At 68.8% G+C, this 26,572-nt stretch carries 28 protein-coding genes, 1 other RNA gene and 1 riboswitch; of the genes, 8 read left to right on the top strand and 21 right to left on the bottom strand.

All coding sequences use genetic code 11. From position 1 onward, the window contains the following. Window positions 1-50 precede the first annotated feature (50 nt). The 12 genes from BLT25_RS18930 to ftsE form a co-directional block, all read right to left on the bottom strand. On the bottom strand, window positions 51-1,220 hold the full coding sequence (locus tag BLT25_RS18930; protein ID WP_091049152.1) for a glycerophosphodiester phosphodiesterase: 1,170 nt from the start codon (window positions 1,218-1,220) through the stop codon (window positions 51-53). Between the two features lie 76 nt (window positions 1,221-1,296). Then, on the bottom strand, window positions 1,297-2,208 hold the full coding sequence (locus BLT25_RS18925) for a glycerophosphodiester phosphodiesterase (protein ID WP_091049150.1): 912 nt from the start codon (window positions 2,206-2,208) through the stop codon (window positions 1,297-1,299). 229 nt (window positions 2,209-2,437) lie between these two features. Then, window positions 2,438-2,815: a hypothetical protein gene (locus BLT25_RS18920; RefSeq protein ID WP_143033792.1), complete on the bottom strand. Its 378-nt coding sequence runs from the start codon at window positions 2,813-2,815 to the stop codon at window positions 2,438-2,440. Window positions 2,816-3,027: 212 nt separating this feature from the next. Beyond that, window positions 3,028-3,435 carry an HIT family protein gene (locus BLT25_RS18915; protein WP_091049145.1) on the bottom strand — a complete coding sequence of 136 codons (408 nt, stop codon included), beginning with the start codon at window positions 3,433-3,435 and terminating at the stop codon, window positions 3,028-3,030. After that, a complete protein-coding gene (locus tag BLT25_RS18910; protein WP_091049143.1) occupies window positions 3,432-4,259 on the bottom strand; it encodes a hypothetical protein in 828 nt (275 codons plus the stop codon). The genes BLT25_RS18915 and BLT25_RS18910 overlap by 4 nt, the downstream gene beginning before the upstream one ends. Before the next feature lie 37 nt (window positions 4,260-4,296). After that, window positions 4,297-5,178 (bottom strand): phenylalanine 4-monooxygenase, encoded by an 882-nt coding sequence (locus tag BLT25_RS18905; protein ID WP_176884048.1) that lies wholly within the window; start codon window positions 5,176-5,178, stop codon window positions 4,297-4,299. Between the two features lie 508 nt (window positions 5,179-5,686). Next, window positions 5,687-6,058: a transfer-messenger RNA gene (gene ssrA / locus BLT25_RS18900) on the bottom strand. 73 nt (window positions 6,059-6,131) lie between these two features. After that, window positions 6,132-6,611, bottom strand: a complete 480-nt coding sequence (smpB, locus tag BLT25_RS18895; RefSeq protein WP_091049138.1) for an SsrA-binding protein SmpB — start codon at window positions 6,609-6,611, stop codon at window positions 6,132-6,134. Between the two features lie 53 nt (window positions 6,612-6,664). Next, complete coding sequence (locus tag BLT25_RS18890; RefSeq protein ID WP_091049136.1) at window positions 6,665-7,936, bottom strand: M23 family metallopeptidase; 1,272 nt, start codon at window positions 7,934-7,936, stop codon at window positions 6,665-6,667. Between the two features lie 103 nt (window positions 7,937-8,039). Continuing rightward, a complete protein-coding gene (locus tag BLT25_RS18885; RefSeq protein ID WP_091049133.1) occupies window positions 8,040-9,305 on the bottom strand; it encodes a murein hydrolase activator EnvC family protein in 1,266 nt (421 codons plus the stop codon). Window positions 9,306-9,329: 24 nt separating this feature from the next. Beyond that, window positions 9,330-10,238, bottom strand: a complete 909-nt coding sequence (gene ftsX, locus BLT25_RS18880) for a permease-like cell division protein FtsX (RefSeq protein WP_091049131.1) — start codon at window positions 10,236-10,238, stop codon at window positions 9,330-9,332. Between the two features lie 61 nt (window positions 10,239-10,299). Beyond that, window positions 10,300-10,989: a cell division ATP-binding protein FtsE gene (ftsE, locus tag BLT25_RS18875; protein ID WP_008358693.1), complete on the bottom strand. Its 690-nt coding sequence runs from the start codon at window positions 10,987-10,989 to the stop codon at window positions 10,300-10,302. Window positions 10,990-11,063: 74 nt separating this feature from the next. On the opposite strand from ftsE, the gene BLT25_RS18870 reads away from it, so the two are divergent. Beyond that, window positions 11,064-11,681, top strand: coding sequence for a hypothetical protein (locus tag BLT25_RS18870; RefSeq protein ID WP_091049129.1), 618 nt, complete (start codon window positions 11,064-11,066; stop codon window positions 11,679-11,681). A 67-nt stretch (window positions 11,682-11,748) separates the two neighbouring features. Here the strand turns inward: BLT25_RS18870 and BLT25_RS18865 are convergent, their stop codons facing one another. From BLT25_RS18865 to BLT25_RS18835, 7 genes are all read right to left on the bottom strand, one after another. After that, complete coding sequence (locus BLT25_RS18865; RefSeq protein WP_176884046.1) at window positions 11,749-12,534, bottom strand: alpha/beta fold hydrolase; 786 nt, start codon at window positions 12,532-12,534, stop codon at window positions 11,749-11,751. A 4-nt stretch (window positions 12,535-12,538) separates the two neighbouring features. After that, the gene (prfB, locus tag BLT25_RS18860) at window positions 12,539-13,657 is read right to left on the bottom strand and encodes a peptide chain release factor 2 (RefSeq protein WP_091049124.1); all 1,119 of its coding nucleotides are present in this window, start codon (window positions 13,655-13,657) and stop codon (window positions 12,539-12,541) included. 154 nt (window positions 13,658-13,811) lie between these two features. Further along, a complete protein-coding gene (locus BLT25_RS18855) occupies window positions 13,812-14,615 on the bottom strand; it encodes a C40 family peptidase (RefSeq protein ID WP_176884044.1) in 804 nt (267 codons plus the stop codon). A gap of 5 nt (window positions 14,616-14,620) precedes the next feature. Continuing rightward, a riboswitch (cyclic di-AMP (ydaO/yuaA leader) is annotated at window positions 14,621-14,793 on the bottom strand. Window positions 14,794-15,006: 213 nt separating this feature from the next. Beyond that, a complete protein-coding gene (locus tag BLT25_RS18850) occupies window positions 15,007-15,687 on the bottom strand; it encodes a response regulator transcription factor (RefSeq protein WP_176884042.1) in 681 nt (226 codons plus the stop codon). Between the two features lie 14 nt (window positions 15,688-15,701). Continuing rightward, window positions 15,702-16,619 (bottom strand): non-homologous end-joining DNA ligase, encoded by a 918-nt coding sequence (gene ligD / locus BLT25_RS18845; RefSeq protein WP_091049120.1) that lies wholly within the window; start codon window positions 16,617-16,619, stop codon window positions 15,702-15,704. Then, window positions 16,619-17,587, bottom strand: coding sequence for an ATP-dependent DNA ligase (locus BLT25_RS18840; RefSeq protein ID WP_091049117.1), 969 nt, complete (start codon window positions 17,585-17,587; stop codon window positions 16,619-16,621). Before BLT25_RS18840 ends, ligD begins: the two co-directional genes overlap by 1 nt. A 53-nt stretch (window positions 17,588-17,640) precedes the next feature. Next, on the bottom strand, window positions 17,641-18,009 hold the full coding sequence (locus BLT25_RS18835; protein ID WP_091049115.1) for a hypothetical protein: 369 nt from the start codon (window positions 18,007-18,009) through the stop codon (window positions 17,641-17,643). 222 nt (window positions 18,010-18,231) lie between these two features. Between BLT25_RS18835 and BLT25_RS18830 the strand changes: the two genes are divergently transcribed. The 7 genes from BLT25_RS18830 to kynA all read left to right on the top strand — a co-directional run bounded on the left by BLT25_RS18830 (window position 18,232) and on the right by kynA (window position 24,531). Next, the gene (locus tag BLT25_RS18830; RefSeq protein ID WP_091049112.1) at window positions 18,232-19,074 is read left to right on the top strand and encodes a non-homologous end joining protein Ku; all 843 of its coding nucleotides are present in this window, start codon (window positions 18,232-18,234) and stop codon (window positions 19,072-19,074) included. 111 nt (window positions 19,075-19,185) lie between these two features. Then, window positions 19,186-19,545, top strand: coding sequence for a YciI family protein (locus BLT25_RS18825; protein ID WP_091049109.1), 360 nt, complete (start codon window positions 19,186-19,188; stop codon window positions 19,543-19,545). Further along, complete coding sequence (locus BLT25_RS18820) at window positions 19,542-20,816, top strand: RNA polymerase sigma factor (RefSeq protein ID WP_091049106.1); 1,275 nt, start codon at window positions 19,542-19,544, stop codon at window positions 20,814-20,816. Before BLT25_RS18825 ends, BLT25_RS18820 begins: the two co-directional genes overlap by 4 nt. 30 nt (window positions 20,817-20,846) lie before the next feature. Beyond that, the gene (locus tag BLT25_RS18815; RefSeq protein ID WP_091049103.1) at window positions 20,847-21,662 is read left to right on the top strand and encodes an alpha/beta fold hydrolase; all 816 of its coding nucleotides are present in this window, start codon (window positions 20,847-20,849) and stop codon (window positions 21,660-21,662) included. A 159-nt stretch (window positions 21,663-21,821) separates the two neighbouring features. Then, window positions 21,822-22,469 carry an arylformamidase gene (kynB, locus tag BLT25_RS18810; protein ID WP_091049101.1) on the top strand — a complete coding sequence of 216 codons (648 nt, stop codon included), beginning with the start codon at window positions 21,822-21,824 and terminating at the stop codon, window positions 22,467-22,469. Beyond that, complete coding sequence (gene kynU / locus BLT25_RS18805) at window positions 22,466-23,734, top strand: kynureninase (protein WP_091049099.1); 1,269 nt, start codon at window positions 22,466-22,468, stop codon at window positions 23,732-23,734. The genes kynB and kynU overlap by 4 nt, the downstream gene beginning before the upstream one ends. Further along, window positions 23,731-24,531 carry a tryptophan 2,3-dioxygenase gene (gene kynA / locus BLT25_RS18800; RefSeq protein ID WP_091049096.1) on the top strand — a complete coding sequence of 267 codons (801 nt, stop codon included), beginning with the start codon at window positions 23,731-23,733 and terminating at the stop codon, window positions 24,529-24,531. The genes kynU and kynA overlap by 4 nt, the downstream gene beginning before the upstream one ends. 105 nt (window positions 24,532-24,636) lie before the next feature. On the opposite strand, the gene BLT25_RS18795 is transcribed toward kynA, so the two are convergent. Continuing rightward, window positions 24,637-25,557, bottom strand: coding sequence for a methylenetetrahydrofolate reductase (locus tag BLT25_RS18795; RefSeq protein WP_091049094.1), 921 nt, complete (start codon window positions 25,555-25,557; stop codon window positions 24,637-24,639). A 68-nt stretch (window positions 25,558-25,625) separates the two neighbouring features. Beyond that, a complete protein-coding gene (locus BLT25_RS18790) occupies window positions 25,626-26,528 on the bottom strand; it encodes an HpcH/HpaI aldolase/citrate lyase family protein (protein ID WP_218131417.1) in 903 nt (300 codons plus the stop codon). Window positions 26,529-26,572: the final 44 nt, after the last annotated feature.

The following is a 26,572-nucleotide window of genomic DNA, read 5'->3' as shown; positions in this document are numbered from 1 at the left end:
ATAGCGAGGGCCGTACGTCATGTCGCGAGGTGTCTACTGATTGGTAGGTTCTACCGATTCGCCAGCCAGGCGTCGCGCGCGGCGACGCCCAGGTCGGGGTGGTCGGTGAAGAACGCGTCGACACCGGCGTCGAGGTAGGCGCCGACCTCGCAGGCGAGGTCACCGATCGCGATCGGGTCGGTGCCCTTGCGGCACTCGACCGGGAGGTTCTTGTTCTCGGCGCGCATGGTCCAGATGACGGTCGGCAGCCCGACGCGTTCGGCCCGGCGGCCGAGGTCGGTGGGCTCGCCGAGCGTGTTGTCGGCGTTGCGCGGGATGAAGTAGTACTTGTAGGGCGCCACCTGGTCGGCGTACTTCTTGATGCTGCGCAGGCCCTTGTCGGTGACCAGGTAGTCGTTGGTCACGCCGGTCCCGGCAACCACCTGGTCGTAGGGAGCACCGCCGAAGTCGACCAGCTGCACCAGCTTGGTGTCGACCATGCGGTTGAGGTCCTTGAGGTTGCTGACCTCGAAGGACTGGATGACCGCGGCGGCGCGCTTGCCGCCGAGGCCGTGGCGCTTGAGGCTCTTCGCGAGCGGTTCCTCCAGGGAGAGACCGATGGAGTCGAAGTACGTCGGGTGCTTGGTCTCCGGGGCGACACCGATGGTGCGGCCGGTCTCGGCCTCCTTCCTCTCGACCAGCCTGAGGACCTCCTCGAAGGTCGGGACCTGGAAGAGGCCGTCGTAGGCGGTGTTCGCCGGGCGGTCGCCCGGGATCCGCTCCTTGGCGCGCAGCGTCTTCAGCTCGGCGAGGGTGAAGTCCTCGGTGAACCAGCCGGTCAGCGCTTTGCCGTCGATGGTCTTGGTGGTCTTCCGGCCCGCGAACTCGGGGTGGGCGGCGACGTCGGTCGTGCCGGAGATCTCGTTCTCGTGGCGGGCGACGAGCACTCCGTCCTTGGTCGAGACCACGTCGGGCTCGATGAAGTCGGCGCCCTGCTTGATCGCCAGGTCGTACGCCGCCAGGGTGTGCTCGGGACGGTAGCCCGAGGCACCGCGGTGTCCGAAGACGAGCGGGTCGGCGTGCTTGTGCTTGGCCGCCTCGGCCGCCTTGGCCGCCTGGGCGGAGGTCGTGGTGGTGGCCGTCGCGGAGTCGGGGTGCGAGACCAGAACGGTCCCGGCGGCGAGCGCCGCGGCGGCGGCCAGCGCGAGAGTACGCATACATGTGGGGTTCAGCGTGGTCATGCCCCGATCCCACCGGCCCCGAGAGTCTCCGGGGCCGGTGTGCGGTGAACGTGGCGTGACGATCTGCCGAAGCGCCTCAGGCGGCATCAGCCAAGTCTAGGGAAAAGGTGCGCCGCCCACCGATGACTTCGCGCAGCACGTCCGGGTTGTTGGTGATGATGCCGTCGACACCGCGGTCCAGCACCGCGCCCATGGTCTCCGCGTCGTCGACCGTCCAGGAGTGGATGTGCATGCCGAGCGCGTGCACCCGGGCGACGTAGCCGGCGTCGAAGGAGCCGAAGTGCGGGTTGATCTGGTCGGCCCAGGTGAAGCTGTCCAGGTCGGCGTAGGCCGGGGTACCGAGCAGGCCGACCGGCATCTCGGGCTGGACGCGCTTGTAGGTCTTCATCGAGTCGAAGTCGAAGCTCTGCACCCCGAGCCTCCCGGCACGGACCGCGGAGCGTACGTAGCCGGGAAACGAGTCGAACTCGGCCGCGACCTGCTTCTCGATGCCCGGGTAGAGCTCGGGCGACTTCAGCTCCATCAGGATCCCGGACCGCGTCGGCCGCACCAGCCGGACCATCTCCTTCAGCGTCGGCACCTTCTCGCCGGCGTACTCCCGGCTGAACCACGAGCCTGCGTCCAGCGTCCTGATCTCGGCGAGGGTGAAGTCTCGGACGTTCCACGGCGAGCGGCCGGGGAAGCGCTGCTCGACGTCGGTGGTGCGCGCCAAGGTGGTGTCGTGCATCAGCACGAGCTCGCCGTCCTCGGTGGCCTGCACGTCCGACTCGATCCAGTCGGCTCGCTGCTCGATGCCGAGGGCGAAGGCGGCGAGGGTGTTCTCCGGGGCGTACGCGCTCGCGCCGCGGTGGGCGGTGATCGTGATGTTCTTGGCCCGGTGGGCCTCGACGGCGTTGACCGCCACCGGAACGATCATCGTGCCTGCGGCCAGCGCCACGCCGGCCAGTGCAGAGGTGAAGGTCTTGGACGCGACGGACGACAGCGACATTGCGCACTCCCGAGATCAGTGGATGACGACTGACCTCGAGTGAATCGACCTCCGCCGACATCACCCCGACCCCTCGATGGCCGAAGCCGTACGCCTCGGTGAACTCGGTTCGGTGCCCGCCGCTCGGCATCGACCTCGCCGCCCGCTATGACGGAGGGTCCGACCTTGTGAATGCTTCACAAGGTCGGACCCTCCGTCATAGCGGGTGATCTCAGCGGCGGCCCACCAGTCACTGCATGTAGCGCGCGATCGGATGGGTCCAGTCTGCAGTGCAGTAGTAGGTCTGCAGGGCGTACCCGCGGCCGATGTCCAGATCCGCGGCCAACTGGCTGAGTCGCCGGTCGTCGTAGGAGGTCTTCCCCTCGTCCTCGATCGGCCGCCAGAACACCTGGAGATGCCCGTCCGCCGTATGGTCGTCCGCTTCGATCCCGAGCGTCGGACACCACATCATCTGAGGCAGGTCGACGCCGGGCGGGTGCGGAAGGGACGGAGCATCGCGCAGATACACCTGGACACCCGCGATGAGCGGGAGCGGGTCCGGGCCGTCCTGGTCGAGTGCATGGTCGCCGGGACACAGCGGCCAAGGCTCATCGGCAGGCCACAGCATCGGCCCGCCGACCGAGCTCTCGAGCACAGTCGGGCCGCCGGGGCGCGGATGCAGCCTGGCCGCATCTCAAGCCAGCCCAACGATCCGGGGATCGATGTCCGCGAACGCCACCGGACGCGGGTTGGTGGTCAGCCCAGGCACGTCGATCTCCTCCGATGGTCGGGCACGGGTCGCGGCGCGCGATCGTCCCACAACCTCACCGCCCACACCAGTCAGCCAAGGACCGCGCGCAACCGGTCGGCGTACTCCTTCTGCTCACCCTCGCCGTACTTGTGGCGGGGCCAGAAGAAGCCCTTGAGGCCGTCGCCGCGGGTGCGGGGGACGACGTGCAGGTGCAGGTGGGGGACGGACTGGCTGACCACGTTGTTGACCGCCACGAAGCTGCCCTGGGCACCGAGCCCGTCCACGACCGCGGCGGCCAGGTGCTGGGCGTTCACGACGAAGCGTCCGTGCAGGTCAGGAGGGAGATCGAGCAGGGTATCCAGATGCTGCCTGGGCACCATCAGGATGTGGCCCTTCTGCACCGGGCGATGGTCGAGGAAGGCCAGGAAGCCCTCGTCCTCGAAGACCACCTCCGCCGCCACGTCGCCGGCGACGACGTCACAAAAGACGCAGTTCACGACTCATCTCCCCACGACAGCGTCGCGATCACGAGGTCGACGGTCGGCAGCGCCAGGTCGGCGAGGTCGGGGTGTGGGAACGAGTAGATCAGCCGCGACTCGTAGAGCCGGTCGGGCGAGGCCACCCACCGCTCCCCCACCGTCGTGGTCTCGGCCTGCAGCGGGTGCCGCACCATGCCGAACGGAGCCGGCCGGCTCAGCGCGACCGCCAGCCCGGCCGGGCGCCGTCCGACTCGCTGCATCCAGTAGGCCAGGAACGCCGCGTTCTGCTGGGCGGCCGCGTCCTTGGCGGCAGCCATCCACCGTGTCCAGTCGGGCTGCTCGACCCTGGACCGCTGCACCTTCGGAAGGACCTTGGCGGCCAGGTCGGCGAGCTGGTAGTCGCGTACGTCCTCGTCGGACATGTCGACGACGTACCACTCCTGCGCCTTCGGCAGCCGCAGGTCGACGTGCGGCTTGGGGCCGAGCGTCTTGAGCACGTCCTTGATGCCCGCCCGGTACCGGTTCGGCCCGGCCGGGTCGAAGGTGACGTACGCGATCTCCTCGATGTTGGCGGTGAGGAACTCACGCAGCGCGTCGGCGTTGCGCAGCTGCGCGCGCCGGCGGGTGTCCTCGGCGAGGAAGGTCTCCAGCGCCTCCTGGGAGGAGAAGAGCATCGCCTCGTACGGTGGCCGGTTGCCGCGATCCCCGGGAAAGACCCTGATCCGGGCCTCGTCGAGCTGGGGAACGACAACCTGCCCCGTACGCAGCGCGGCTCCGACCGCGTCGGCGTCGGCGGCGGCGAGCGCCACCTCCAGCGCGCGGTTGCGGTAGCCGTCGTCCATCTTCCGAGGCTAACGCCTCGGACCGGGCCGAATCGGCCTAGACGGCGCCGAGACGCTGTGGCGTGTCGTCGTCGCAGGTCGCGAAGAAGTTTCCGACCTCGTCGACCATGTGGCTGAACGACTCCGCGGCGAAGAGCACCGGCTGGTAGTGGGTGATGTCGTAGTCGACCGTCGCCATCTGGGCGAAGTCGATCGGCCGCACCTCGACCTCGTGCATCTCCTCGATCTCGCCGTAGGAGGAGAGCAGCCCGGCACCGTAAGCCTTGATGTCACCGTCCTCGTGGAGCACGCCGAACTCGATCGTGAACCAGAAGACGTCGGCCACGACCTGGAGCGCCTCCCTGGTCTCGACGCGACGCGCGGCGGCGCCGGCGAGGCGCTTGACCTCGGCGACCTGAGGGTCGGCGAGGAGGTTCCCGTGGCCGATCACCTCGTGGATGATGTCGGGCTCAGGGGTGTAGAGCGGCACGGCGTGGTGACGCAGATACTGCGTCGAGTGGAACTGCCCGTCGGCCAGGCTCCCGTAGAACTCCTCCAGCGGGACGATCCCTGCGGCCGGGACGTACTCGAACCCGGTCAGCGGCTTCAGGCCGGCGCTGACCTCGTCGAGCTGTGGCACCCGGTCCTGCGGGAGGTTGAGGGCCTCCACGGCCGCGATGAAGTTGCGGCAGGCGTACTTCGCGTGCAGCGGTGCGATCTCGCGGCACACCGTGCGCCAGATCTCGTTCTCCGTCTCGGTGTAGTCGATCCGGGGCACCGTCTCCCCCGGCTTCCAACCCAGCGCCGCGGCAGCGATCTCGCTCCGACGTGCCCGGTAGTCCTGGTCTGCGAACCCGGGGTGGTTGTCCCCCAGATGCACCTCGACCTGCCCATCCTCGCCCACGGTGACGGGTGAGTAGAGCTGTCCTTCCTCGAACATCCTTACCTCCATGTGACGTACGCCTCACAACCCTATCGCGCACGCAAGAGAAGTCATCTCGCGAGGGAGATGAACAACAGGAAGTCTTCCGTCCTCGGTCAGCTGATGCCGTTACCGGGTCTCGTGAGCAACCACCGTGCATTTTCCCGCCATGGCGGGAAACTGGGGGCTGCCCCTCGCTCCCAACGCGTCACTTCCCCGCCATGGCGGGAACCTGCCTCGGCACCCGCCGCCAGCGATACGGACCCAAGGGAGCGAGACCACCGCATCCCCCTAGGAGCCTCAGTCACACCCAGCATGACCAGCCCTCCTAGGGGTGCGCGCGACATCCCCCGCGCCGCACAGGCACCAGCCACGTACGCCTATTCCCCACCAGGACGCGGCACACACCAGCGGCGAACACGGACAAAGGGGTGCGGGTGGCGAAGCCCCCGCCTCCGCGCGAAGCGCGGACAAATGACGAGAGCGACGTGGCTCGCGTTTCCGCGAGCACACGTCGCCCTCGATCGAGTGGAGCTGCGGGGAATCGAACCCCGGTCCTCGAGCGCCGTGCCAGGTCTTCTCCGGGTGCAGTCTGTGGGTGGCGTTCTCTCATCCCCGGGGCTCGACGCAGACACGTCCCCGACAGGCTCAGCCGACTAGATGTCCCTCATGCCCCGTCGGCATGTGCATGAGGTGGAGTCTTCTAGATGACGCCTGGGTCCGAGCCGAAGACGGATACTCGGTCAGACGCTTCGATCACCGCGTCAGGCGGCGAGAGCGAAGGAACTGCGCTTAGCGTTGGCAGTTATTGGTTTCCAGCGATCGTTTACGAGATGACGCTGGCTCCTCGACCCGCTTCCCCTGGGAGCAACGTCCCAAGTCGAAACCGATCAGCCCCTTTTGAATTGTCAATGCCCGTGGTGCAGGCAGTAAGAGAACACTACAGCCCCAGGCGGGCATTCCCCACTCGGTTATCCGGTCATGCCCTTGAGCTTGCGACCGACCTCGACCTCGGCCTCCCGCTTGGCCGTACGCTCGGCGATGGTGTTGCGCTTGTCCCACGACTTCTTGCCCTTGGCGACGCCGATCTCGACCTTGGCGCGACCGTTGAGGAAGTAGAGGGCGAGGGGGACGACGGTGAGGCCCTTCTCGGAGACCTTGCGCTCGATCTTGTCGATCTCGGCGCGGTGCAGGAGCAGCTTGCGCTTGCGGCGGGCGGCGTGGTTGGTCCAGGTGCCGTTGAGGTATTCGGGGATGTGGATCCCGTGGATCCAGGCCTCGCCACGGTCGATGTCGACGAAGCCGTCGACCAGGGAGGCGCGACCCTCACGCAGCGACTTCACCTCGGTGCCCTGCAGGACCATGCCGGCCTCGTAGGTGTCCTCGATGTGGTAGTCGTGTCGCGCCTTCTTGTTCTGCGCGATCATCTTGCGCCCCTGCTCCTTCGCCATTCCACCATTCTCTCAGGCGCACGGTCATGACCGCGAAACGTTTAGCGCCCGAGTCACAGACCCAGCAGAGGCATCGGGTCGATGATCTCGCCGTCCTTCAGGATCATGAAGTGCAGATGGCACCCGGTGGACCAGCCGGTGGTGCCGGCGAGCCCGATGACGTCGCCACGTGCGACGGTGTCGTCGACCTCGCTGCGGTAGGCCGAGAGGTGGTTGTAGATGGCCGTGTAGGAGTGCCCGTTGATCTTGCCCAGGAAGAGGTGCAGACGGTTCCCGTACGCGTCGTTCCACTCCTGCGCGATGACCGTGCCCGACTCGGCGGCCAGCAGCGGCGTGCCACAGGGGGCGTGCAGGTCGACGCCGTCGTGCAGCTTGTACTCACCCGTGGTCGGGTGGGTCCGCATCCCGTAGGGCGAGGTCACGTAGGAGTCGGCGACCGGCATCTCCAGCATGCCGACGAGCGTGTCGACGGTCCGGTTCTGGGCGCCCTCGGCGAGCGCGGCGATCTTCTCCTCGATCGCCGCGTCCTGCTTCTCCAGCTCGGCGAGGACCTTGCGGTCCTCCTCCGCCAGGGCGGCAGCCTTCTTCTTCGCGGCGGCGGTCCGGGTCACGAGCGCGGCGATCTCGTCGCGGGCCTCGGTCGCACGGGCCCGGAGACGCTTGACCTCCGCGACCTTCTGGGCGGCGGTCCGCTCGGTCGCCGCGACGGCGGCGGTGGCCCTGCGCTGGCCGCGCTCGCGACGGGCGACCAGCCGCTCCCCGGCCTCGAGCCGCTCCAGGGTGCTGGCCTTCGAGGAGGTCACCGCGTCGGTGTAGTTGCGCCGTCGCATGAGCTCCTCCAGCGTCGCTCCCTCGAGCAGCGCCGAGAACTCCTCCAGCCGTGGGTCACCGACGGCGGTGAACTCCTCCAGGATCGTGTCGCGCAGGTCCTCTCGCGACTCGGTCGCCCGCTTCCGGGCGGTCCGGAGATCCGTACGCGCCGCCTCGAGCACCGCCCGCTGCCGCTCCAGGGACGCCTCGGCACGTCGGTGCGCGCGGGCGGCGGCCCGCAGGCGTACGTCGGTCTTCTCGAGCCGATTCCGGGCGCCGGCCAGCTTCTTCTGGGCGGTGGCGAGGGTGGCGGTGGCTCGCTGCAGGGCGTCGCTGGAGTGCTCGACGGCGTTCTCGGCCGCCTCCTTCTCCTTCTCGATCTGCTCCTGCTGGTCCTCGAGCGAGTCGTCGGCTCGGGCGAGCGGGGTGATCAGGGTCCCGGCGAGCACGCAGCCGATGAGCAGCGCGAGGAAGGGACGGCTCAGACGGGTGGCGCCGAGTCGCGCGGGGTGCAACGGATTGCCTCCGGTGGCAGTGGGGGATGACCGGACGAGCAGGAGACGATACCCCCACGGGCTCCCGCGTCAACCCGGCAGGGCGACTCGACCGACGCCGAGATCAGCCCAGCAGCGGTGCCGGGTCGACCGGAGTGCCGTCACGCAGGATCGTGAAGTGCAGGTGGCAGCCCGTGGACCAGCCGGTGGTCCCGGCGTACGCCACGGTCTCACCGCGCCCGACGGATCCCGAGGTCCTCGCGTAGCTCGAGATGTGGTTGTAGACGGCGGTGTAGGAGTGCCCGTTGACCTTGCCGAGATAGAGGTGCAGGCGGTTTCCCCACACGCTGGAGTACGAGGTCGAGATGATCTGCCCCGAGTCGACCGCGAGCAGCGGGCGGCCACAGGGCGCGTGGAAGTCGGTGCCGTTGTGCAGCGAGACGTAGCCGTAGATCGGGTGCTTGCGGATGCCGTAGGGCGAGGTGACGTAGGTGTCGGTCACCGGCGGCCCGAAGAGCCCGCCGACCGAGCCGACGTTGCGGTCGGTGCCGGAGCCTGCCGAGGCGAGCGACCGGATCTTCGTACGCAGCGCCGACTCCTGGGCCTCGAGCTCGCGCAGCTCGGCGGCGTCCGCGGCCCTGGCCGACTCGGCCGACCGCTTCGCGGTGGCTGCCTGGGCGGCCAGCGTGGACATCTCGGCGTGGGCGGCGGCGGCCTGGTCGCGGAGCGAGTCGACCTCGGCGACCAGCTCCCGGGCCTTCTTCTCCTTGGCGGCGATCGCGTCGGTCGCCTCCTGCACCTCGCCCTCGCGGACGACGAGCATCGTCTCGGTCGCCTCCATCCGCTGGAGGGTGGCGTCCTGGCCCGCGGAGGCCGCGTCGACGTACGTCTGCTGGCGCATCAGGTCCTCGAGGGAGCCTCCGGAGAGCAGGGCCGCCGCCTGGGCGAGCCGCGGGTCTCCCCCGGTGAACCGGGTCAGGATCGCGTCGCGCATCTCCTCGCGCTGCGCCTTCACCTCGGCCTTGCCCGCGGCGAGCTCCCGCTTCGCCTCGGCGAGCAGCAGCTTCTGCTCGGCGAGCTCGGCCTCGAGCTCGGCGTGGGCCGCCTGCGCCTCGGCGAGCCTGGTGTTGAGCTCGTCGAGACGGGTCTGGGCCTGGTCGAGTCTCTTCTGCGCCGCGGCGTACGCCGCCGACGCCTTGCGCAGGCCGGCGCTGGAGTGCTCCAGATCCTCGGCCGCGGCCTTCTGGTCCTGCTGGACCTCACGCTGCTCCTGCTCGAGGCGGTCCTTCTCGTCGGCGGAGGAGGGAAGGGTGGGCGAGAGCAGCACGGCAGCCACCACGGCGCAGCTGAGCGCAGCGGCAAGCGAACCGGCACGGGGGAAGACGTGCACGGCTCTGACGGTAGGGGATCCGGGTCAGACCTTGATGTATTTGCGGGTGAGCAGGAGTGTCGGGACGAGCGTGAGCAGGATGCCGAGGATCGCGACGATCGCGAAGGAGCTGAAGAACTCCTCCCAGCCGACCCACTGGGTCACCGCGGTCGAGGAGAGCCGCTGCTCGACGCCGAAGTACATCACCGCGGCCAGCGCGATCCCGGACAGCCCGATCCCGACCAGGGCCACCACGAGCGACTCCAGGAGGAACGGCAGCGCGATGTAGAGGGTCGAGGCACCCACCAGTCGCATGATCCCGATCTCACGACGGCGGGCGAAGGCCGCCAGCCGAATGGTGTTGGCGACCAGCAGCAGCGCCGCGATCACCAGCACGATCGCGCCGACCAGTGCCGCGCTCTGCAGCCCGTCGACGGCGGCGAGGATGGGCCCGGTGACCTCGTGGACGTCGCCGACGTGGTCGATGCCGTCCAGGCCGGCGACCGCCTCGATGATCTCGGCGGAGTGGTGCGGGTCGGTCATCGTGACCCAGTAGGACTCCCACATGTCGCTGGACTTCACCACCGGGTCGGGACCGCTGACGCCTTCGACGTCGAGAGCCTGCAGCCGCTCGTAGGCCTGCTCCTGGCTCTCCTCCTCGATCTTGTCGACGTACCTGTTGTCGTCGAGGGCGTCGGTGATGACCTTCTTCTGGCTGTCGTCGACGGCCCCGGCGCACTGCGGGTTGCGGTCGTTGGCGCCGTTGCACATGTAGAAGGTGATCTGCAGCTCGTCGCCCCAGACCTCCTCGGTCAGCTGGGCCTGCTCACGCAGCAGCAGGCCGACGCCGGCGAGGGTGAGCGAGACGAGCAGGGTCAGGGCCACCGCGACGTGCATCGACAGGTTGCGGCGTAGCCCCTGGCGAAGCTCGGTGAATACATAGCGCAGCTGCATGGCGGGTCGAGGAACCTTTTCTGGGTTGTAGAACCTGGTCGAAGGTGAGGGGGTCCGGGGCTCAGAACTGAGCGCCGTAGCCGCCCTGGACCTGGTCGCGTACGAGGTGGCCGTGCTCGAGCTCGATGACGCGCTTGCGCATCTGGTCGACCATCTGGACGTCGTGGGTCGCCATCACGATCGTGGTGCCGGACCGGTTGATCCGGTCGAGCAGGCGCATGATGCCGACGGTGTTGCCGGGGTCGAGGTTACCGGTCGGCTCGTCGGCGATCAGGATCATCGGCCGGTTGATGAACGCGCGGGCGACGGCCACCCGCTGCTGCTCACCGCCGGAGAGCTCGTCGGGCATCCGGTCGCCCTTGCCGTCGAGACCGACCAGCTCGAGCGTCTCCGGGACGCGCTCCCGGATCTCGCGGTTGGAGTGACCGGTGACCTGCATCGCGAACGCGACGTTCTCGGCGACGTTCTTGTTGGCCAGGAGGCGGAAGTCCTGGAAGATCGTGCCGACCTGGCGGCGCAGCCGCGGCACCTTCCAGCCGGCGAGCCGGTTGATCTCCTTGCCGGCGACGTAGACCCGGCCGGTGGTCGGGCGCTGCTCACGCAGCATCAGCTTGAGCGCCGTCGACTTCCCCGAGCCCGATTGGCCCACGAGGAAGACGAACTCCCCCTTCTGGATGTCGATCGAAAGGCTGTTGAGGGCGGGTCGCGCCTGCCCTGGGTAGGCCTTGCTGACCTTCTCGAAGCGGATCACCGCACCGAGGGTAGTGCAACGGTGGTGGGCTCAGCACTTCGGCTCGGAGATACCTGCCCCTGTACTCTGACGGCGTGCGCTCTGCAGTCCGGATCCTCATCGGTGCCGTAGTCCTCACCGCGGTCGCGGTCGGGGTCGGCGTACTCACCCTGAAAGACGACGAGCCCGAGGTCGCCGAGGTGAAGGGCGATCTCAGCACCGCGGACACCACCACGATGCAGGTACGCCGCGGCGCGTTCTGCGACCGCGTCCCGGCCGAGGACGCGACCGAGGCCCTCGGCGGCACTGCCGCCGAGAAGAAGGCCTACGGCGACGGCGACCAGACCGCCATCTCGGGCGAGGTCAACGACGTCTCCCAGGAGTACGGCTGCATCTGGACCGGGCCGGAGGGCTCGGCCACCTCGGCCCGGGCCTGGGTCTTCGCCCCGCCGGTCACCCTGGACTGGGCCACACAGATGACCAAGAGCGTGCCCAAGGGCTGCAAGGCCGCGTCGACCCCTGCGTACGGGAAACCGTCGGTCGCCCTCACCTGCACCGACGCGAAGAAGCAGACGAAGGTGGTCTACAGCGGCCTCTTCGGCGATGCCTGGCTCTCCTGCGAGCTCACCGGCAAGGCCGGTGAGGCGCCCGCGACGGTCCAGAAGCGCGCCTCCCGCTGGTGCCTGGTGACCGCCACCGCAGCCTCCGCCTGAGAAGCATTTGCATCAGCCCAAAGTCGAGTGCTTTAATCGACTTAGTCGCTCGGGTCGGGTAGGCACCTCACCGGGCGGCGCGCGCCGCCGCGGGCACTGAGTCAGAGCAGAGCCGGTCGGCGAGAGCGGGTGGGGTCCTTAGGGATGGGGATCCCACCCGCGACGCGAGCCAGGCCAGGACGGTGTCGGCGAACTCGGCGGGCTGGTTGCGATGCACGAAGTGACCGACGTCGAAATGGACGAGGTCTGCCGCAGGGATCCGCTGGGCGACCTTCTCCAGGTCCGACTGCGGGATGTGGCTGTTGCCGCCACCGGCCACGATCAGGGTCGGCATCGGCAGCAGCTCGAGCTGCTCCCACATCCACGCGTCGTACATCGTCGCCTCGACCAGCAGGGACGCGATGCACTCCCAGTCGTGGGGCATCGGCCTGGCTGCGCGCCCGGGCGACCTGCGCTCGCGCGGCGCGGGTGGCACCACGTCCTCGATGATCAGCCGGGAGACCAGGTCGGGGCGGTGCATCGCGACCAGGAGGGCGACGTTGCCGCCGGTCGAGTGCCCGACGACCACGGCGCCCGAGATCCCGAGCGCGTCCATCGCCGCGATGACGTCGTCAGCGATGAGCCGGTGGGAGTACTCCGCGGCCCAGTCCGAGTCCCCGTGCCCACGCATGTCGAAGGCATGCACCCGGTGATCGACCGCGAACGGCGGCACCACACCCTGCCACCTCTTCGCACTGCCTCCGAGCTCGTGCAACAGCACCATCGGCACCCCGTCCTCGGGGCCGTAGGCGTCATAGACGTACGCCGCCCCGCGGCCCGGGAGTGGAAGCCTGGTGCGCGTCAGCGCAACCATCAGGTCAGTTCTGTTCGGCCTTCTCGGCGCCACGGCGCCACCGGATGCCGGCCTCGAGGAACCCGTCGATGTCGCCATCGAAGACCGCCTGCGGGTTGCCGACCTCGAAGGTCGTACGCAGGTCCTTGACGATCTGGTAGGGGTTGAGGACGTAGTTGCGCATCTGGTCGCCCCAGGAGGCGGCGACGTCGCCCTTGAGCTCCTTGAGGTGCGCCTCCTCCTCGGCCTTCTTCAGCGCGAGCAGCTTGGCCTTGAGGACGATCATGGCGGCGGCCTTGTTCTGCAGCTGCGACTTCTCGTTCTGGCAGGAGACCACGGTGCCGGTGGGGATGTGGGTCAGCCGGACCGCCGAGTCGGTGGTGTTGACCGACTGGCCACCGGGGCCCGAGGAACGGTAGACGTCGACCTTGATGTCGTTCTCGTCGAGCTCGATCTCGTCGGTCTGCTCCAGCACGGGCACGACCTCGACCGCGGCGAAGGAGGTCTGGCGGCGACCCTGGTTGTCGAACGGGCTGATCCGCACCAGGCGGTGGGTGCCGGCCTCGACCGAGAGAGTGCCGTAGGCGTAGGGAGCGTGGATCGCGAAGGTGGCGGACTTGATCCCGGCCTCCTCGGCGTAGGAGGTGTCGAAGACCTCCACCGGGTATTTGTTGCGCTCGGCCCAGCGGACGTACATCCGCATCAGCATCTCGGCGAAGTCCGCGGCGTCGACGCCACCGGCGCCGGAGCGGATCGTGACCAGGGCCTCGCGGGCGTCGTACTCCCCCGAGAGCAGGGTGCGGATCTCCAGGCTCTCGACAGCCTTCTTCACCCGGCCCAGCTCGGCCTCGGACTCGGCGAGCGAGTCGGCGTCGCCCTCCTCCTGGGCCATCTCGACCATCAGGCCGAGGTCTTCGATGCGGGTGTTGAGCTCGGTGAACTTGTTGAGCTCGCCCTGCAGCAGGGAGAGACGGCCGGTGACGCGGGTGGCGTTGTCCTGATCGTCCCAGAGGTCGGGCGCGGCGACCTGCTCGCCGAGGTCGGCGATCTCCTTGCGCATCGCGTCCAGGTCCAGCACCTGGCCGATGGTCTGCATCGTTGCCTGGAGCTGCTTGATCTCGGTGTCGAATTCGGGGCCTGCCACGTCTTACAGGTTACTTGACGCGTGGTGCTGCACCGATTCGCCGGCCCCACATATGCGCTCGCCCTCCGGCATGGGGAACCGGAGGGCGAGCGCCAGGGGGATGTGTGGGGGTGTGCCCGCCGAAACGGGCCCCGAGACGGGGAGGGGGAAGGGGTCAGGCCTGGTGGGTCGAGCCGGCGAACCAGCCGTCCCAGGCAGCCTCCTCGCGAACGCTGGCGCCCGGCTTGGGGGCGTGCAGCATGATCGCCTGGCCGTTCTCCCAGCGCAGGAAGATACCCACGTGGTAGACGGGGCTGCCCCAGAACATCAGGTCGCCGCGCTGGATCTGGTCGTTCGGGACCGTCGGCAGCGAAGCGGCCTGGTCCCGCGAGACCCGGGGAAGCTCGATGCCGGCGGCGCTGAAGGCGTACTGCGTCAGGCCGGAGCAGTCGAACGAGCTCGGACCGGTGGCACCCCAGACGTACGGGTCGCCGATCTGCTCGCTGGCGACGCTGATCGCCCGATCGATCTTGCCCTGCCGGCTGGCGGCGTAGGCCTTCGCCTCAGCCTCGGCCTTCTTCTTCGCCTCGGCGGCCTTCTTGGCGGCGATCGCTGCCTTGCGCTTCGCCTCGGCGGCCTTGCGGGCGGCCTCGGCCTTGCGCTCCTGCACCTCGACAGCCCTCTCGAGCTGCTTGATGTCGGTGAGCATCGCCGTGGGGGTGGCCGAGGCCTCCAGGGTCGGAGCCTCCACCACCTTGGCCGGCTCGACGGTGGTGGTCTCGTGGGAGACCGGGGCGGCGTTGGCGGCGGGCACCGCCACCAGGGCACCGGCGGCGATGCCGCTGGCGAGGGTGACACGACCGACGAACTTGCCGTGGGCTCTGAGGGATCCTGCGATCGTCCGGGCGATCGAGACGTTCGGCGACCGGAACGGCCGGGGCGCGCCTCGATGGGCAGGATGAGATACGGACTTGGACATGCGTGAGTTCCTTCCCACGCCTGCGAGGTGAGCTGTCGGGTTCGGGCTAGAAGGTTGCCCGGCCATCCTGCGATGGCTTCACCCCAAGCGACCGTCCGAGTTAGTCGCGTGGAACTTGGGTCCCCCGCTCCTGTCCCATACGTACTGCTGAGTGTGAGGGTAAAGGGGGTTCAGTAGTCGGGGCCGGCGTCCGGAGGGACAGGATTCGGCGTGTACCGGGGCCGGTCGTGCGTTGTGCACAGCCCAACCAAGGTGACATGCCAACCAAGCCGGATCAAAGCCCGAACGGCCGAATCTCGAGCACAACTCCCGTATTCACGCGTGACTTTGCCGTCGTTTGTGAAACATCTCACGCACTGAACACGCGTGTGACGCCGTGTCGAACTTGCGTTTACTCCGCTGCTTCGAGCCGGAAACCGACGCCGCGGACCGCGACGACCTTCTCCTGCACACCGGCCGCCTCGAGCTTCTGACGCAGGCGCCCGACGGTGACGTCGAGCGTCTTGGTCGAGCCGTACCAGTTCTCGTCCCAGACCTCGGCCATCAGCCGGTCGCGGGAGACGACCTTGTCGCGGGAGGCGGCCAGGACGGCCAGGAGCGCGAACTCCTTGCCGGTCAGGGTCACCTCACGCTCACCGGCGTAGACCCGGTGGGCAGCCACGTCGATGCGCAGGGCGTCGTCGTCGGCGCCGGGCTCGACCGGACCCGAGCGGCGCAGGAGGGCGCGGACCCGCGCCTGGAGGACGGCCAGCGCGAACGGCTTGGCCAGGTAGTCGTCGGCACCGGCGTCGAGACCGACGACCAGGTCGATCTCGGCGTCGCGGGCGGTCAGGATCATGATCCCGCCCTCGTAGCCGTTGTCGCGCGCGGCCTTGCAGACCTCGAGCCCGTCCATGTCCGGGAGGCCCAGGTCGAGCAGCACCAGCTCGGCGTCGTACGGAGGCGCCAGCAGCTCCAGCGCCTTCTTGCCGGAGTCGACCCAGGTGACGTCATAACCCTCACGCTGGAGCGTGCGCACCAGGGGAGCAGCGATGTCCTCTTGGTCTTCTACGACAAGCACGGAGTTCGACATGAAGAGAACAATAGTTACAGCCCCGTAGGGCTTGTGAAGAGATCCCCCCTTTCAGATAAGCGCGTGATCACATTGTTAGGTCCGAGCTGGTCGATACCGAGCGGATCCTCGGCCCCCTCCGTGACCTCGTGCCAGGTCACCGGGGCCGCGACCGTGGGGATCTCCTTGCCCCGCAGCGAGTAGGGACAGATCGTCGTCTTCGATCCCGAGTTCTGCGACCAGTCCAGGAAAACCTTGCCTGACCTGCGACTCTTGGTCATCGTCGCGGTCACCTTGCTCGGGTGGGCCTTCTGAAGGTCCTCGGCGATCTCCTTGGCCAGCGCCGTGGCGACCTCCGGTTCGACGGGTTCCGGCAGGGCGGCGTACAGGTGCAGACCCTTGCTCCCGCTGAGCACCGGCGTCGCGGCGAGGTCACGGGCACCCAGCGCCTCGCGCACCAGCAGCGCCACCTCGCAGCACTCCTGCAGGCCGGCGGGCTCGCCCGGGTCGAGGTCGATCACGATCCGGTTCGCACCGGCCGGGGTGCCGTCCTCGGCCACCGTCCACTGATGGACGTGCAGCTCCAGCGCGGAGAGGTTCGCGGCCCAGGTGAGTGCGGCGAGGCTGTCCAGGATCGGAAAGGTGAGTGTTCCCTCCTTGTGGTCCGCGGTTCGAGAGCCTGTGGTCGGCACGGTGACGGTGCGTACCCAGCTGGGCGTGCCGGCCGGTGCGTTCTTTTCGAAGAACGACATGTCGCCGATGCCGTGCGGCCAGCGGATCCTCGTCACGGCGCGGTCCTGGAGCTGCGAGAGCAGCGCCGGCGCGACCTGGGCGTAGTAGTTGAGCACCTCGCCCTTCGTCATGCCCGTGCGCGGATAGAGCACCTTGCTGAGGCTGGTCAGGGTCAGCACCCGGCCGTCGACCTCGACGCGTACCTCTTCTCGTTCGACCATCACAGATCCTCCGGCTCGATGTCCTCGCGAATGCCGATGAAGCTCGGCTGCCGCAGCCGGCCCTTGTAGCTCGCCGCCGCGACGGCGCTGCCGTGGGTCTCCACCTCGACGACGAGGAGCGGCTCGACCCAGTGGGTTCCCTTGGCGTCCACGGCCGGCACTCCCCCGTCAGGGTCGACATCGGGCCCGGCAAACGGGCTTCGTCCGGTCTCGCGGAGCAGCCCCCCGAGTCGCTGCGCCCGCTTGCCGGTGATGCCGCTGCCGACTCGCCCCCGGTAGATCAGCCCGTCGGGTGTCGGCTGACCGACGAGCACTGCGCCCAGACGCTCGGTCCCACCCTCGGTGCCCACCTCCGGCCGCCAGCCGCCGACCACGAGCGAGGCCCGGTAGCGATGGGGCAGCTTCACCCACTCCTTGCTCCGCTCACCGGGCCGGTAGCGACTGGTGCGCCGCTTCGAGACGATCCCCTCCAGCCCCTGGTCGCGGGTGACGTCGTGGAGCATCCGGCCGTCGTCGTACGTCGGAGGCACCTGCCAGCTCGCCAGCTCACCGCTCTCGTGGAGACCCTCCAGGATCTGGCGCCGTTCGGTCCACGGCTTCTCGATGAGCACCTGTCCGTCGAGACGGAGAAGGTCGAAGACCATGTACGTCGCCGGGATCCGTTCCGCGAACCGCGCCGCCCGGCGGACGTCGCGGTTGTGCATCCGGTCCATCAGCACCCGGAAGTCGGGCAGGCCGGCGTCGTTGAGCGCGATCACCTCGCCGTCGACGACGATGTCGCGGGTCGGCCCGGTCGCGATCTCGGGCCAGGCGGGGGTGGCGTCGTTGCCGTTGCGCGTGGCGAGCCGGGTCTGCGTACGTCCTTGCTCCGATTCTCCGACGAGTCGGATGCCGTCCCACTTGACCTCGTGGACCCACTCCTCCCCCGGCGGAACGTGGGTGCCAGGGGTGGCGAGCATGGGGCGCATGCGTCCATCTTGCCTCCACCGAGGCGTTGTGCCGGGCAGATCCGGCTCGCTCCTCACGGCCAGTCGACGTCCACCCTGCACGCCTTCCGGGCATGCGGCAGGGTCAGCACCGCACCGTACTCCCACCCTTCGGTGGTCAGCTCGAGACGTACCTGATCGTCACCCGATCCTCTGGCCAGAACGGCTTCCATTCGGCTGGGCACGTACTCATCGCCCTCGATGAGTCCCTCCGACTCGACCCGCCACCGGTCCGACCAGGGCTCGAGGTCCTTCATCACCTGCTGCTCCACGGCCGGGTCGACCGAGTACACCCTCGGAGCGATCTCCCAGGAGATCGCGACCGCGATCCCGACCATCATGGCGACGAAGGCGAGGAGCGACCCGATACCGATGAGCCAGATGGTCCGAGCACGGAGCTCCATGGACGGTCTCCTTCTACAAGCCGACGCTGAACGCGAGAGAGGCGAGATTCGCACACATGTGCCGAAATGACGGCCCTTATCGGGAATCGACAGGTCAGATTCAGACATGTGCACGGTTCATGCAGATCGGCGTCACGGGTCTGTCGCGGGCGAATGGGGTACCGGTATCGGAGAATCCGACAGATACTGGGGACGTTGTTGCCGTTGCGGAGGGAGTTCAGCATGCGGGCGATCTGGAAGGGCGCGGTGTCGTTCGGGCTGGTCAGCGTGCCTGTGAAGCTCTATTCGGCGACGGAGTCCCACGACGTCTCCTTCCGTCAGGTGCACCAGTCCGACGGTGGCCGGATCCGCTATCAGCGGATCTGCTCGATCGACGGCGAGGAGGTGCCCTACTCCGAGATCGCGAAGGGCTATGAGACCGAGGACGGCGAGATGGTCGTGCTCACCGACGACGACTTCGCCAACCTGCCGACGACATCCTCGCGCGAGATCGCGGTGGAGAAGTTCGTGCCGAGCGACCAGATCGACCCGATGCTCTTCGAGAAGAGCTACTACCTGGAGCCGGAGAACACCGGGGTCAAGCCCTACGCGCTGCTGCGCCAGGCGCTGCTCGATGCCGACCGGGTGGCGCTGGTGACCGTCGCGCTGCGGCAGCGCACCACGGTCGCGGCGCTGCGGGTGCGGCCGACCGACAACGGTGACGTGATCGTGCTGCAGACGATGATGTGGCCCGACGAGATCCGGGTGCCCGACTTCAAGGTCGAGGCCGGCGAGATCAAGGACTCCGAGATCAAGATGGCCAACATGCTCGTCGAGACGCTCGCGGGCGACTTCCATCCCGAGGAGTTCTCCGACGACTACGCCGATGCCGTCGAGGAGATGGTGAAGGCCAAGATCGAGGGCGGCGAGGTCGAGCGGACCCCCACCTCCACCAAGACCTCGGGCGAGGTCGTCGACCTGCTCGCAGCCCTGCAGCGCTCGGTCGCCGCGGCCAAGAAGTCGCGCGGCGAGGAGGTCCCCGAGGAGGCCGAGGAGAAGAAGACCAAGAAGTCGAAGGCGTCCTAGGGCGACACGTACCGAAATCTCTGGTGCAGGCGTGTCGAAAGCGGCAGGCTCTCCTCGACGCGTAGGCGACGACGCGCAACGGACGCGACGCCGACACGCAAGGAGACGCAGATGCGCTACATGATGTTCGTGAAGATGGCCCCCGAGGCCGGGCCGCCGCCGGCCGCGCTGATCGAGGCGGTGGAGGCCGAGATCAAGCAGCAGTACGCCGACGGCATCCTGCTCGATGCCGACGGGCTCGGTCCCGCGGTGGAGATCCGGCTGACCGCCGGAGAGGTGACCCACGTGGACGGGCCTTTCGCGGAGGCCAAGGAGGTCGCCGGTGGGTTCTCGCTCTTCGAGGTCCGCTCGACCGACGAGGCCATCGAGCTCGGCCGCCGGATGATCCAGCTCCACGAGGAGCTCTGGCCGGGGCAGGACGTGGCGGTGGAGATGCGGCCGCTGTTCGGTCCGCCGACCCCTGCTGAATGAGCTCTCCCACCGAGGACGCGATCGTCGCGGTCTGGCGCAACGAGTCCGTACGCCTTCTCGCCGGCCTGGCGCGGATGACGCACGACCTCGACCTGGCCGAGGACCTCGCCCAGGATGCCCTCGTCGCGGCCCTGGAGCAGTGGCCGCACGAGGGCATCCCTCGCAACCCCGGCGCCTGGTTGATGTCGATCGCGAAGCGGCGCGCGATCGACGGGTTCCGCCGTGACGACGTGCTGCGCCGCAAGGTCGCCCTGCTGGGCCACGAACTGGAGGAGGGTGAGATGCCTGACCTGGCTGCCGCGGTCGATCACATCGAGGACGATGTGCTGCGGCTGATGTTCCTCTCCTGCCATCCGGTGCTGGCTCCCGACTCCCGCACCGTGCTGACGCTGCGGCTGGTGGGCGGTCTGACGACCGCCGAGATCGCCCGGGCCTACTTCGCCAAGGAGTCGGCCGTCGGCCAGCGGATCTCACGGGCGAAGCGCACCCTGGCGGAGGTCGGGGCCTCGTTCGAGCTGCCGGTGGGTGCGGAGCGGGCGGCTCGTCTGCGCGATGTGATGCAGACGATCTACCTGGTCTTCAACGAGGGCTACGCGGCGACGTCGGGACCGTCGTGGACCCGGCCCGAGCTGTGCCTGGAGGGGATGCGGCTGGCCCGCATGCTGGCCGCGCACGCCCCGGGCGATCCCGACGCGCAGGCGCTGCAGGGGCTGCTGGAGATCCAGGGGTCGCGGCTCGCGGCACGGGCCGACGCCGAGGGTCACCCGGTGCTGCTCGAGGACCAGGACCGGACCCGCTGGGACCAACTGCTGCTGCGGCGCGGCCTGGCCGCGGTCGACCGGGCGACAGCGCTCGCCTCCGCCGGCACCCCCGGCGGGAGCTATCTGGTGCAGGCGATGATCGCCGCGTGCCACGGCCGCGCCCGGCGGGCCGAGGAGACCGACTGGGCCGAGATCGCGCGCCTCTACGACATGCTCGCGACCGGCGTCCCGGGTCCCGTCATCGAGGTCAACCGGGCGGTGGCGCACGGGCGTGCCTTCGGTCCCGAGGCCGGGCTGGCCATCCTGGCGGCACTCCCCGAGGGAGCCCTTCCTGGGTCGCATCTGCCTGCCGGCGTACGTGGTGACCTGCTGCACCGCGCCGGGCGGCACCTCGAGGCCGCGGCGGCGTTCGACGAGGCGGCCTCGTTGACCACCAACGTCGGGGAACAGGAGCTTCTCGAGAGACGTGCGGCCGCGTGTCGAAGCGACGAGGTCTCGTCCGACGGGTAAGTATCAACCGGATCTTTCGAGGAGTGAACCATGACCACAACCACCACCTCCGCCGACGGCACCACGATCGCCTACGACGTCGTCGGCACCGGCCCGGCGCTCGTCCTGGTCGACGGGGCCATGTGCTACCGCGGCTTCGGGCCGTCGAAGGAGCTGGCCGACGCGTTCTCGGACCGGTTCACCGTCTACCGCTACGACCGTCGCGGCCGCGGCGACAGCAACATCGCCAAGCCGGCGGCCGCGGGCACCATGGAGGCGGTCGAGCAGGAGGTCGCCGACCTGGGCGCGGTGATCGAGGCGGCCGGCGGGCACGCCCAACTGCTGGGCCTGAGCTCCGGCGCGTTCCTCGCTCTGGAGGCCGCGCGGGCCGGGCTGCCGATCGACAAGATCGTCGCCTACGAGGCGCCGCTCATCCTCGACGACACCCACCGCCCCAACGACGCCGACCTGGCGCAGCAGGTCGAGGCCCTGGTGGAGAAGGGCAAGCGGGCCGCCGCGGTCGAGCGGTTCATGCGCGTGGTCGGCATGCCGCTGGTCGCGGTCAAGATCATGCGTCTCACCCCGGCTTTCAAGAAGCTCACCCCGATCGCCCACACGCTCGTCTACGACCTGGGCATGTGCGTGCCGTTCCAGCAGGGTCTGCCCCTGCCGGGCGGCTACTTCAAGAACGTGTCGGTGCCCGTGCTGTCGGTGGCGGGCAGCAAGAGCCCGACCTACATGACCAATGCCCAGCAGGCCATCGCCAAGGCCGTTCCCGAGGGCCGCTACGTCGTCCTCGACGGGCAGGACCACATGGTCAAGGCGTCGGCGTTGGCCCCGGTGGCGGCGGAGTTCTTCACCGCCTGAAGCGCCGAGTCGGCTCGTCCTCACCAACTCCCGCGCCGAGTCGGCTCGTCATGACGAGCCGACTCGGCGGGATGATCGGTCACGATGCGCCGACTCGGCGGGATGATCGGTCACGACTCGCCGAGTCGACGGAAAATCGGGTCGTCTAGGCTGCGGAACATGGCGCAACTGTGGGACATCTCACCACCCGTTCACGTCGACTCGCCGGTCTTTCCCGGCGACCACGCGACCGAGGTCGACTGGACGTTCCGGATCGGCCCCGGGTGCCCGGTCAACGTCGCCGAGATCTCGGTCTCGGCGCATGTCGGCGCACACGCGGACGCCCCGCTGCACTTCACCGACGGCGGCACGTCGGCCGGGGAGATGCCGCTGGAGCCGTTCCTCGGTCCGTGCCGTGTGGTCGACGTGTCGGGGGTGCGTCCGCTGGTCACCGTCGACGACATCGGCGACATCGACCTCACCGACCTTCCGTCGCGCGTGCTGTTCCGGACGTACGCCTCCCAGCCGACGACCTGGGACGACTCGTTCTGTGCGCTGGACCCCGCGCTGATCGACCTGCTCGCCGCCCACGGGGTGCGGCTGGTCGGCACCGACGCGGCCAGCCTGGATCCGTCCTCCTCCAAGGATCTGCCAGCCCACTTCGCGACCCATCGTCATGACGTACGCATCCTGGAGAACCTGCTGCTCGACGAAGTGCCCGCGGGCGACTACGAGCTGATCGCGCTCCCCCTCAAGCTCACCACCGCCGACGCCGCGCCCGTGCGGGCCGTGCTCAGGGCGATCACCACCCAGGAAGGTGCCGAATGAACCGCGACGACGCTGTCGCACTCGATCAGGCCGACCCGCTCGCTCCGCTGCGGGACCTCTTCGACCTGCCCGAGAAGACGATCTACCTCGACGGCAACTCGCTCGGCGCGCTCCCCCGCGCCACCGCCGGACGGGTGGCCGAGGTGGTCACCCAGGAGTGGGGTCAGGGGCTGATCGAGTCCTGGAACACCGCCTCCTGGATCACCCTCCCCCAGCGCGTCGGCGACAAGATCGCCCGGCTCGTCGGCGCAGGTGACGGCGAGGTCGTGGTCGCCGACTCGACCTCCCTCAACGTCTACAAGGTGCTCGCCTCGGCGCTCTCGATCGCGGCCGTCGACTCACCCGAGCGCCGGGTCGTGGTCAGCGAGCGCAGCAACTTCCCGACCGACCTCTACATCGCCTCCTCGCTGTGCCGCGAGCGTGGCTACGAGCTGGTGCTGGTCGACTCGCCCGACGAGATCGAGGGGCTGCTCGACCGGACCGCGGTGCTGATGCTGACCGAGGTCAACTACCGCACCGGCTACCTGCACTCGATGGCCTCGGTGACAGCAGCCGCCCACGAGCACGGTGTGCTCGCGGTCTGGGACCTGTGCCACTCGGCCGGCGCGGTGCCGGTCGACCTCCGTGGCGCCGATGCCGACTTCGCGATCGGCTGCGGCTACAAGTTCCTCAACGGCGGCCCCGGCTCGCCCGCCTTCCTGTGGGTCAACCCCCGCCACGTCGACCGCTTCGAGCAGCCGCTGTCGGGCTGGATGGGCCACGCGGCACCCTTCGAGATGTCGCCGGGCTACCGGCCCGCGGAGGGGGTCTCGCGCTACCTGTCCGGCACCCCCGCCGTCATCGGCATCTCCGCCCTGGAGTGCGGGGTCGACACGCTGCTGGCCGCCGAGGCGTACGGCGGTCTCGAGGCGCTCCGGGAGAAGTCGCTGGCTCTGACCCGGCTCTTCGCCGACCTCGTCGCCTCTCGGCTTCCCGGCTTCACGATCGAGTCCCCGCTGGACGACGCGCAGCGCGGCAGCCAGCTCTCGCTGAGCATCGGCGAAGGTGCGTACGCGATCGTGCAGGCGCTCATCGAGCGCGGAGTGGTCGGCGACTTCCGAGCCGGGCCCAAGGATTCAACACAGCCCGACATCCTGCGCTTCGGCGTCACCCCGCTCTACACCCGCTACGTCGACGTCTGGGATGCCGTCGACCACCTGGTCTCGGTGATGGACAACGACGAATGGCGCGACGAGCGCTTCTGGACCCGAGGAGCAGTCACATGAGCAGCACGCAGGACCTTCCGATGGACTACTCCGACTACCTCCACCTGCCGGAGGTGCTCGGCGCGCAGCACCCGCTCTCGGGCGACCACAACGAGATGCTCTTCATCGTGCAGCACCAGGCGATGGAGCTGTGGATGAAGCTCGCGCTGCACGAGCTGACCGAGGCGCAGCGACTCCTCGCCGAGGACGCGGTACGCCCGGCGTTCAAGGGGCTGGCCCGGGTCTCAAGGATCATGGAGCAGCTCGTGCACGCCTGGGACGTCCTCTCGACGCTGACCCCGACCGAGTACGACAAGTTCCGCCCCTACCTGGCCACCGGCTCGGGCTTCCAGTCGTGGCAGTACCGCTGCATCGAGTTCGCGCTCGGCAACAAGGCCGCCTACACGCTCCGCGTGCACGAGGGACGGCCGCACGAGCAGGACGTGCTGGCGGCGTACGGTCGGCCCTCGCTCTACGACGAGTCGCTACGACTGCTGGCCCGGCGCGGCTTCGACATCCCGGCCGACCATCTCGACAGGGACTGGAAGCACGAGTACGCCGCCTCCGACGCCGTCGAGGCGGCCTGGGGCGAGGTCTACCGCGACCCGGAGAAGCACTGGGACCTCTACGAGCTCGGCGAGGAGCTCACCGACCTGGAGACCGCCTTCCGGGTCTGGCGGTTCCGGCACGTGACCACCGTCGAGCGGATCATCGGGTTCAAGGTCGGCACCGGCGGGACCAGCGGTGTCTCCTACCTGCGCAAGCAGCTCGACATCATCCTGTTCCCGGAGCTGTGGGGGATGCGTACGGGGCTGTAGCGGTCCCTTCGTCAAGGTATGCAGGTCAAGGAACACATCCCTCGCGGAGTTCCGCACGGGATGTGTTCCTTCGTCTGCATACCTTGATGGAGGAACACGCCGACCTCAGCGCGCGAGCTTCCCCCGGAGCCGCTCGGCGAGACGTACGGACGCCTCGATCTCGACCTTGCGGATCGAGACCGACTCGATGTTGATGCCGAACGGCACCCCGAGCTGGCGGCAGAAGGACATCAGCTCGATGGCCGTCGCCTCGGCCTGCTCGAGCGAGGCGTCGAGGGTGTCGGTGGCGTGGCGCAGCTCGTTCTCGATCCAGCGCGGTACGTCGACGCCGAGCCAGCGGAGGAACTCGAGGGTCTTCATCGAGCCGCACACGGAGAAGGTGAACACGATCGGGACCGGCGCCAGGCCGCGGGTCTCGCACTCGTAGCGGTAGTCGGAGACGAGGTTCTTGGCGGCGTTGACGTCGTAGACGACCTGGGTGACGAAGTAGGAGCAGCCGGCCTCCTGCTTGGCGATCAGCCGCAGGTGCTCGTCGCCTTTGGCCGTGTGGCGCTCGGGGATCGCGACAGCGCCTAGGAGCAGCTCGGGGTTGGTCTGGTTCCGGATCTCCTGGGCGCGGCGCAGGCTGGTGGCGACGCGCTTCTCACCCGAGGAGGCACCGACGAAGACCGAGAGCGCCTTGGCCGGGTCCTGGGTCTTGACCCAGTCGCGCAGCGTCGGCTCGTCGTACTTGCCGGTGGCCCGGTAGACGACGGCCGGCACGTCGAGACCGGCGAGGTTGCGCTCGAGGAAGTCGGCGGGGTCGAGGGTGCGTACGAACGGGAACGGCCGCTCCTCGGGGTTGCGGTCGGACTCGTCGTCGATGTCGTAGAGGATCAGCCCGTCGACATCGAGGGGCCGGATCCGCTCGAGCGTGATCTCCGCGATCTGCTGCACCCGCTCGGGCGCCGTCGTCACTCTCGGCGGGGTGACGGCGAAAAGCAGAATCTCACCGGCCCGGTCATTGATGCGCTGCTGCAGATCCACGGCCTCAACGCTAGCCGAGTACGTGGGGACCCGGCGCGTGCGTCCAATCACACGCCGGGTCGGCGTCGTCAGTAGACGCTGGGCCCCGAGACCGGGTCGCCGTATGTGTCCGGCTTGATCTTGAACAGCTCGGCACGACGCTTGATCGTCTCGGCACGAGCCAGGCGCGGCTTGTCGCTGCCGTCGCGGATCACGCGGCCGCCCTCCTCGAACTTGTGCAGGAAGTCGTAGGCCCAGGTCACGTCCGACGGGGACGGGCTGAACGACTCGTTGATCACCGCGGGCTGCTCGAGGTCGAGGCAGAGCTTGCCGGTCATGCCCATCGAGACGCCGTCGGCGCCCTGCTCGCGGAGCAGCGGGTGGCTGCTGCCGACCGTCGGGCCGTCGATGGGGCCGGGCAGGTTGCCGATCCGCGAGCCGAGGACGAGCTTGGTCCGCGGGTAGGCCATGGCGAGCGGGTCGTTCTCCGCACCCGTGTCGCGGCGGTAGTCACCGGAGCCGAAGGCGAGCCGGTAGGCGCCCCGGGCGCGCGCGATCGTCGCGGCGTCCTCGATCCCGAGCGCCGACTCGAGCAGCGGGATCACCGGGGTCGAGCCGCCGAGCCGCTGGAAGGTGTCGGTCACCTGGTCGGGCGACTCGGTCTTCGCGAGCATCACCCCGGCGAGCGTCTCGATCCCGGCCAGCGCCGCGAGGTCCTCGCTCCAGTCCTCGGTGGTCCAGTCGTTGATGCGTACCCACGCCCGGCCGCCGCCCTTGAGCCAGCTGGTCACGTTCTCGCGCGCCTGCGACTTGAGCGAGGTGTCGATCGCGTCCTCCATGTCGAGGATGATCTGGTCGGCTCGGCTCAGCTGGGCGTCGTCGAAGATCTCGGTACGCATCGCGGAGACCAGCAGCCATGACCTGGCGTTGTGCCCCTCGACTCGGTTGGCTTCGCGCACCTCGCGCTTCTCGGCGATCTGGCTCGTGCTCATCGTTCGTCTATCTCCCTACTGGCGTCCTGGGCTGGGCGCGATTT

The sequence above is a fragment of the Nocardioides sp. YR527 genome (assembly GCF_900101045.1).
In the GTDB taxonomy this organism is placed as follows: Bacteria; Actinomycetota; Actinomycetes; order Propionibacteriales; family Nocardioidaceae; genus Nocardioides.
This window is presented reverse-complemented; position numbering and strand designations above follow the sequence as displayed.

What these genes read in the sequence shown, in the direction of transcription:
- BLT25_RS18930 (WP_091049152.1), bottom strand. Translation starts at nt 1,220, where the DNA reads ATGACCACGCTGAACCCCACATGTATGCGTACTCTCGCGCTGGCCGCC.
- BLT25_RS18855 (WP_176884044.1), bottom strand. Translation starts at nt 14,615, where the DNA reads ATGTCCAAGTCCGTATCTCATCCTGCCCATCGAGGCGCGCCCCGGCCG.
- BLT25_RS18815 (WP_091049103.1), top strand. Translation starts at nt 20,847, where the DNA reads ATGACCACAACCACCACCTCCGCCGACGGCACCACGATCGCCTACGAC.
- BLT25_RS18905 (WP_176884048.1), bottom strand. Translation starts at nt 5,178, where the DNA reads ATGTTCGAGGAAGGACAGCTCTACTCACCCGTCACCGTGGGCGAGGAT.
- BLT25_RS18790 (WP_218131417.1), bottom strand. Translation starts at nt 26,528, where the DNA reads ATGAGCACGAGCCAGATCGCCGAGAAGCGCGAGGTGCGCGAAGCCAAC.
- ligD (WP_091049120.1), bottom strand. Translation starts at nt 16,619, where the DNA reads ATGGTCGAACGAGAAGAGGTACGCGTCGAGGTCGACGGCCGGGTGCTG.
- BLT25_RS18910 (WP_091049143.1), bottom strand. Translation starts at nt 4,259, where the DNA reads ATGGACGACGGCTACCGCAACCGCGCGCTGGAGGTGGCGCTCGCCGCC.
- kynA (WP_091049096.1), top strand. Translation starts at nt 23,731, where the DNA reads ATGAGCAGCACGCAGGACCTTCCGATGGACTACTCCGACTACCTCCAC.
- BLT25_RS18835 (WP_091049115.1), bottom strand. Translation starts at nt 18,009, where the DNA reads ATGGAGCTCCGTGCTCGGACCATCTGGCTCATCGGTATCGGGTCGCTC.
- BLT25_RS18850 (WP_176884042.1), bottom strand. Translation starts at nt 15,687, where the DNA reads ATGTCGAACTCCGTGCTTGTCGTAGAAGACCAAGAGGACATCGCTGCT.
- BLT25_RS18840 (WP_091049117.1), bottom strand. Translation starts at nt 17,587, where the DNA reads ATGCGCCCCATGCTCGCCACCCCTGGCACCCACGTTCCGCCGGGGGAG.
- BLT25_RS18825 (WP_091049109.1), top strand. Translation starts at nt 19,186, where the DNA reads ATGCGCTACATGATGTTCGTGAAGATGGCCCCCGAGGCCGGGCCGCCG.
- BLT25_RS18830 (WP_091049112.1), top strand. Translation starts at nt 18,232, where the DNA reads ATGCGGGCGATCTGGAAGGGCGCGGTGTCGTTCGGGCTGGTCAGCGTG.
- BLT25_RS18925 (WP_091049150.1), bottom strand. Translation starts at nt 2,208, where the DNA reads ATGTCGCTGTCGTCCGTCGCGTCCAAGACCTTCACCTCTGCACTGGCC.
- kynB (WP_091049101.1), top strand. Translation starts at nt 21,822, where the DNA reads ATGGCGCAACTGTGGGACATCTCACCACCCGTTCACGTCGACTCGCCG.
- ftsX (WP_091049131.1), bottom strand. Translation starts at nt 10,238, where the DNA reads ATGCAGCTGCGCTATGTATTCACCGAGCTTCGCCAGGGGCTACGCCGC.
- BLT25_RS18920 (WP_143033792.1), bottom strand. Translation starts at nt 2,815, where the DNA reads ATGCTGTGGCCTGCCGATGAGCCTTGGCCGCTGTGTCCCGGCGACCAT.
- smpB (WP_091049138.1), bottom strand. Translation starts at nt 6,611, where the DNA reads ATGGCGAAGGAGCAGGGGCGCAAGATGATCGCGCAGAACAAGAAGGCG.
- BLT25_RS18865 (WP_176884046.1), bottom strand. Translation starts at nt 12,534, where the DNA reads ATGGTTGCGCTGACGCGCACCAGGCTTCCACTCCCGGGCCGCGGGGCG.
- kynU (WP_091049099.1), top strand. Translation starts at nt 22,466, where the DNA reads ATGAACCGCGACGACGCTGTCGCACTCGATCAGGCCGACCCGCTCGCT.
- BLT25_RS18820 (WP_091049106.1), top strand. Translation starts at nt 19,542, where the DNA reads ATGAGCTCTCCCACCGAGGACGCGATCGTCGCGGTCTGGCGCAACGAG.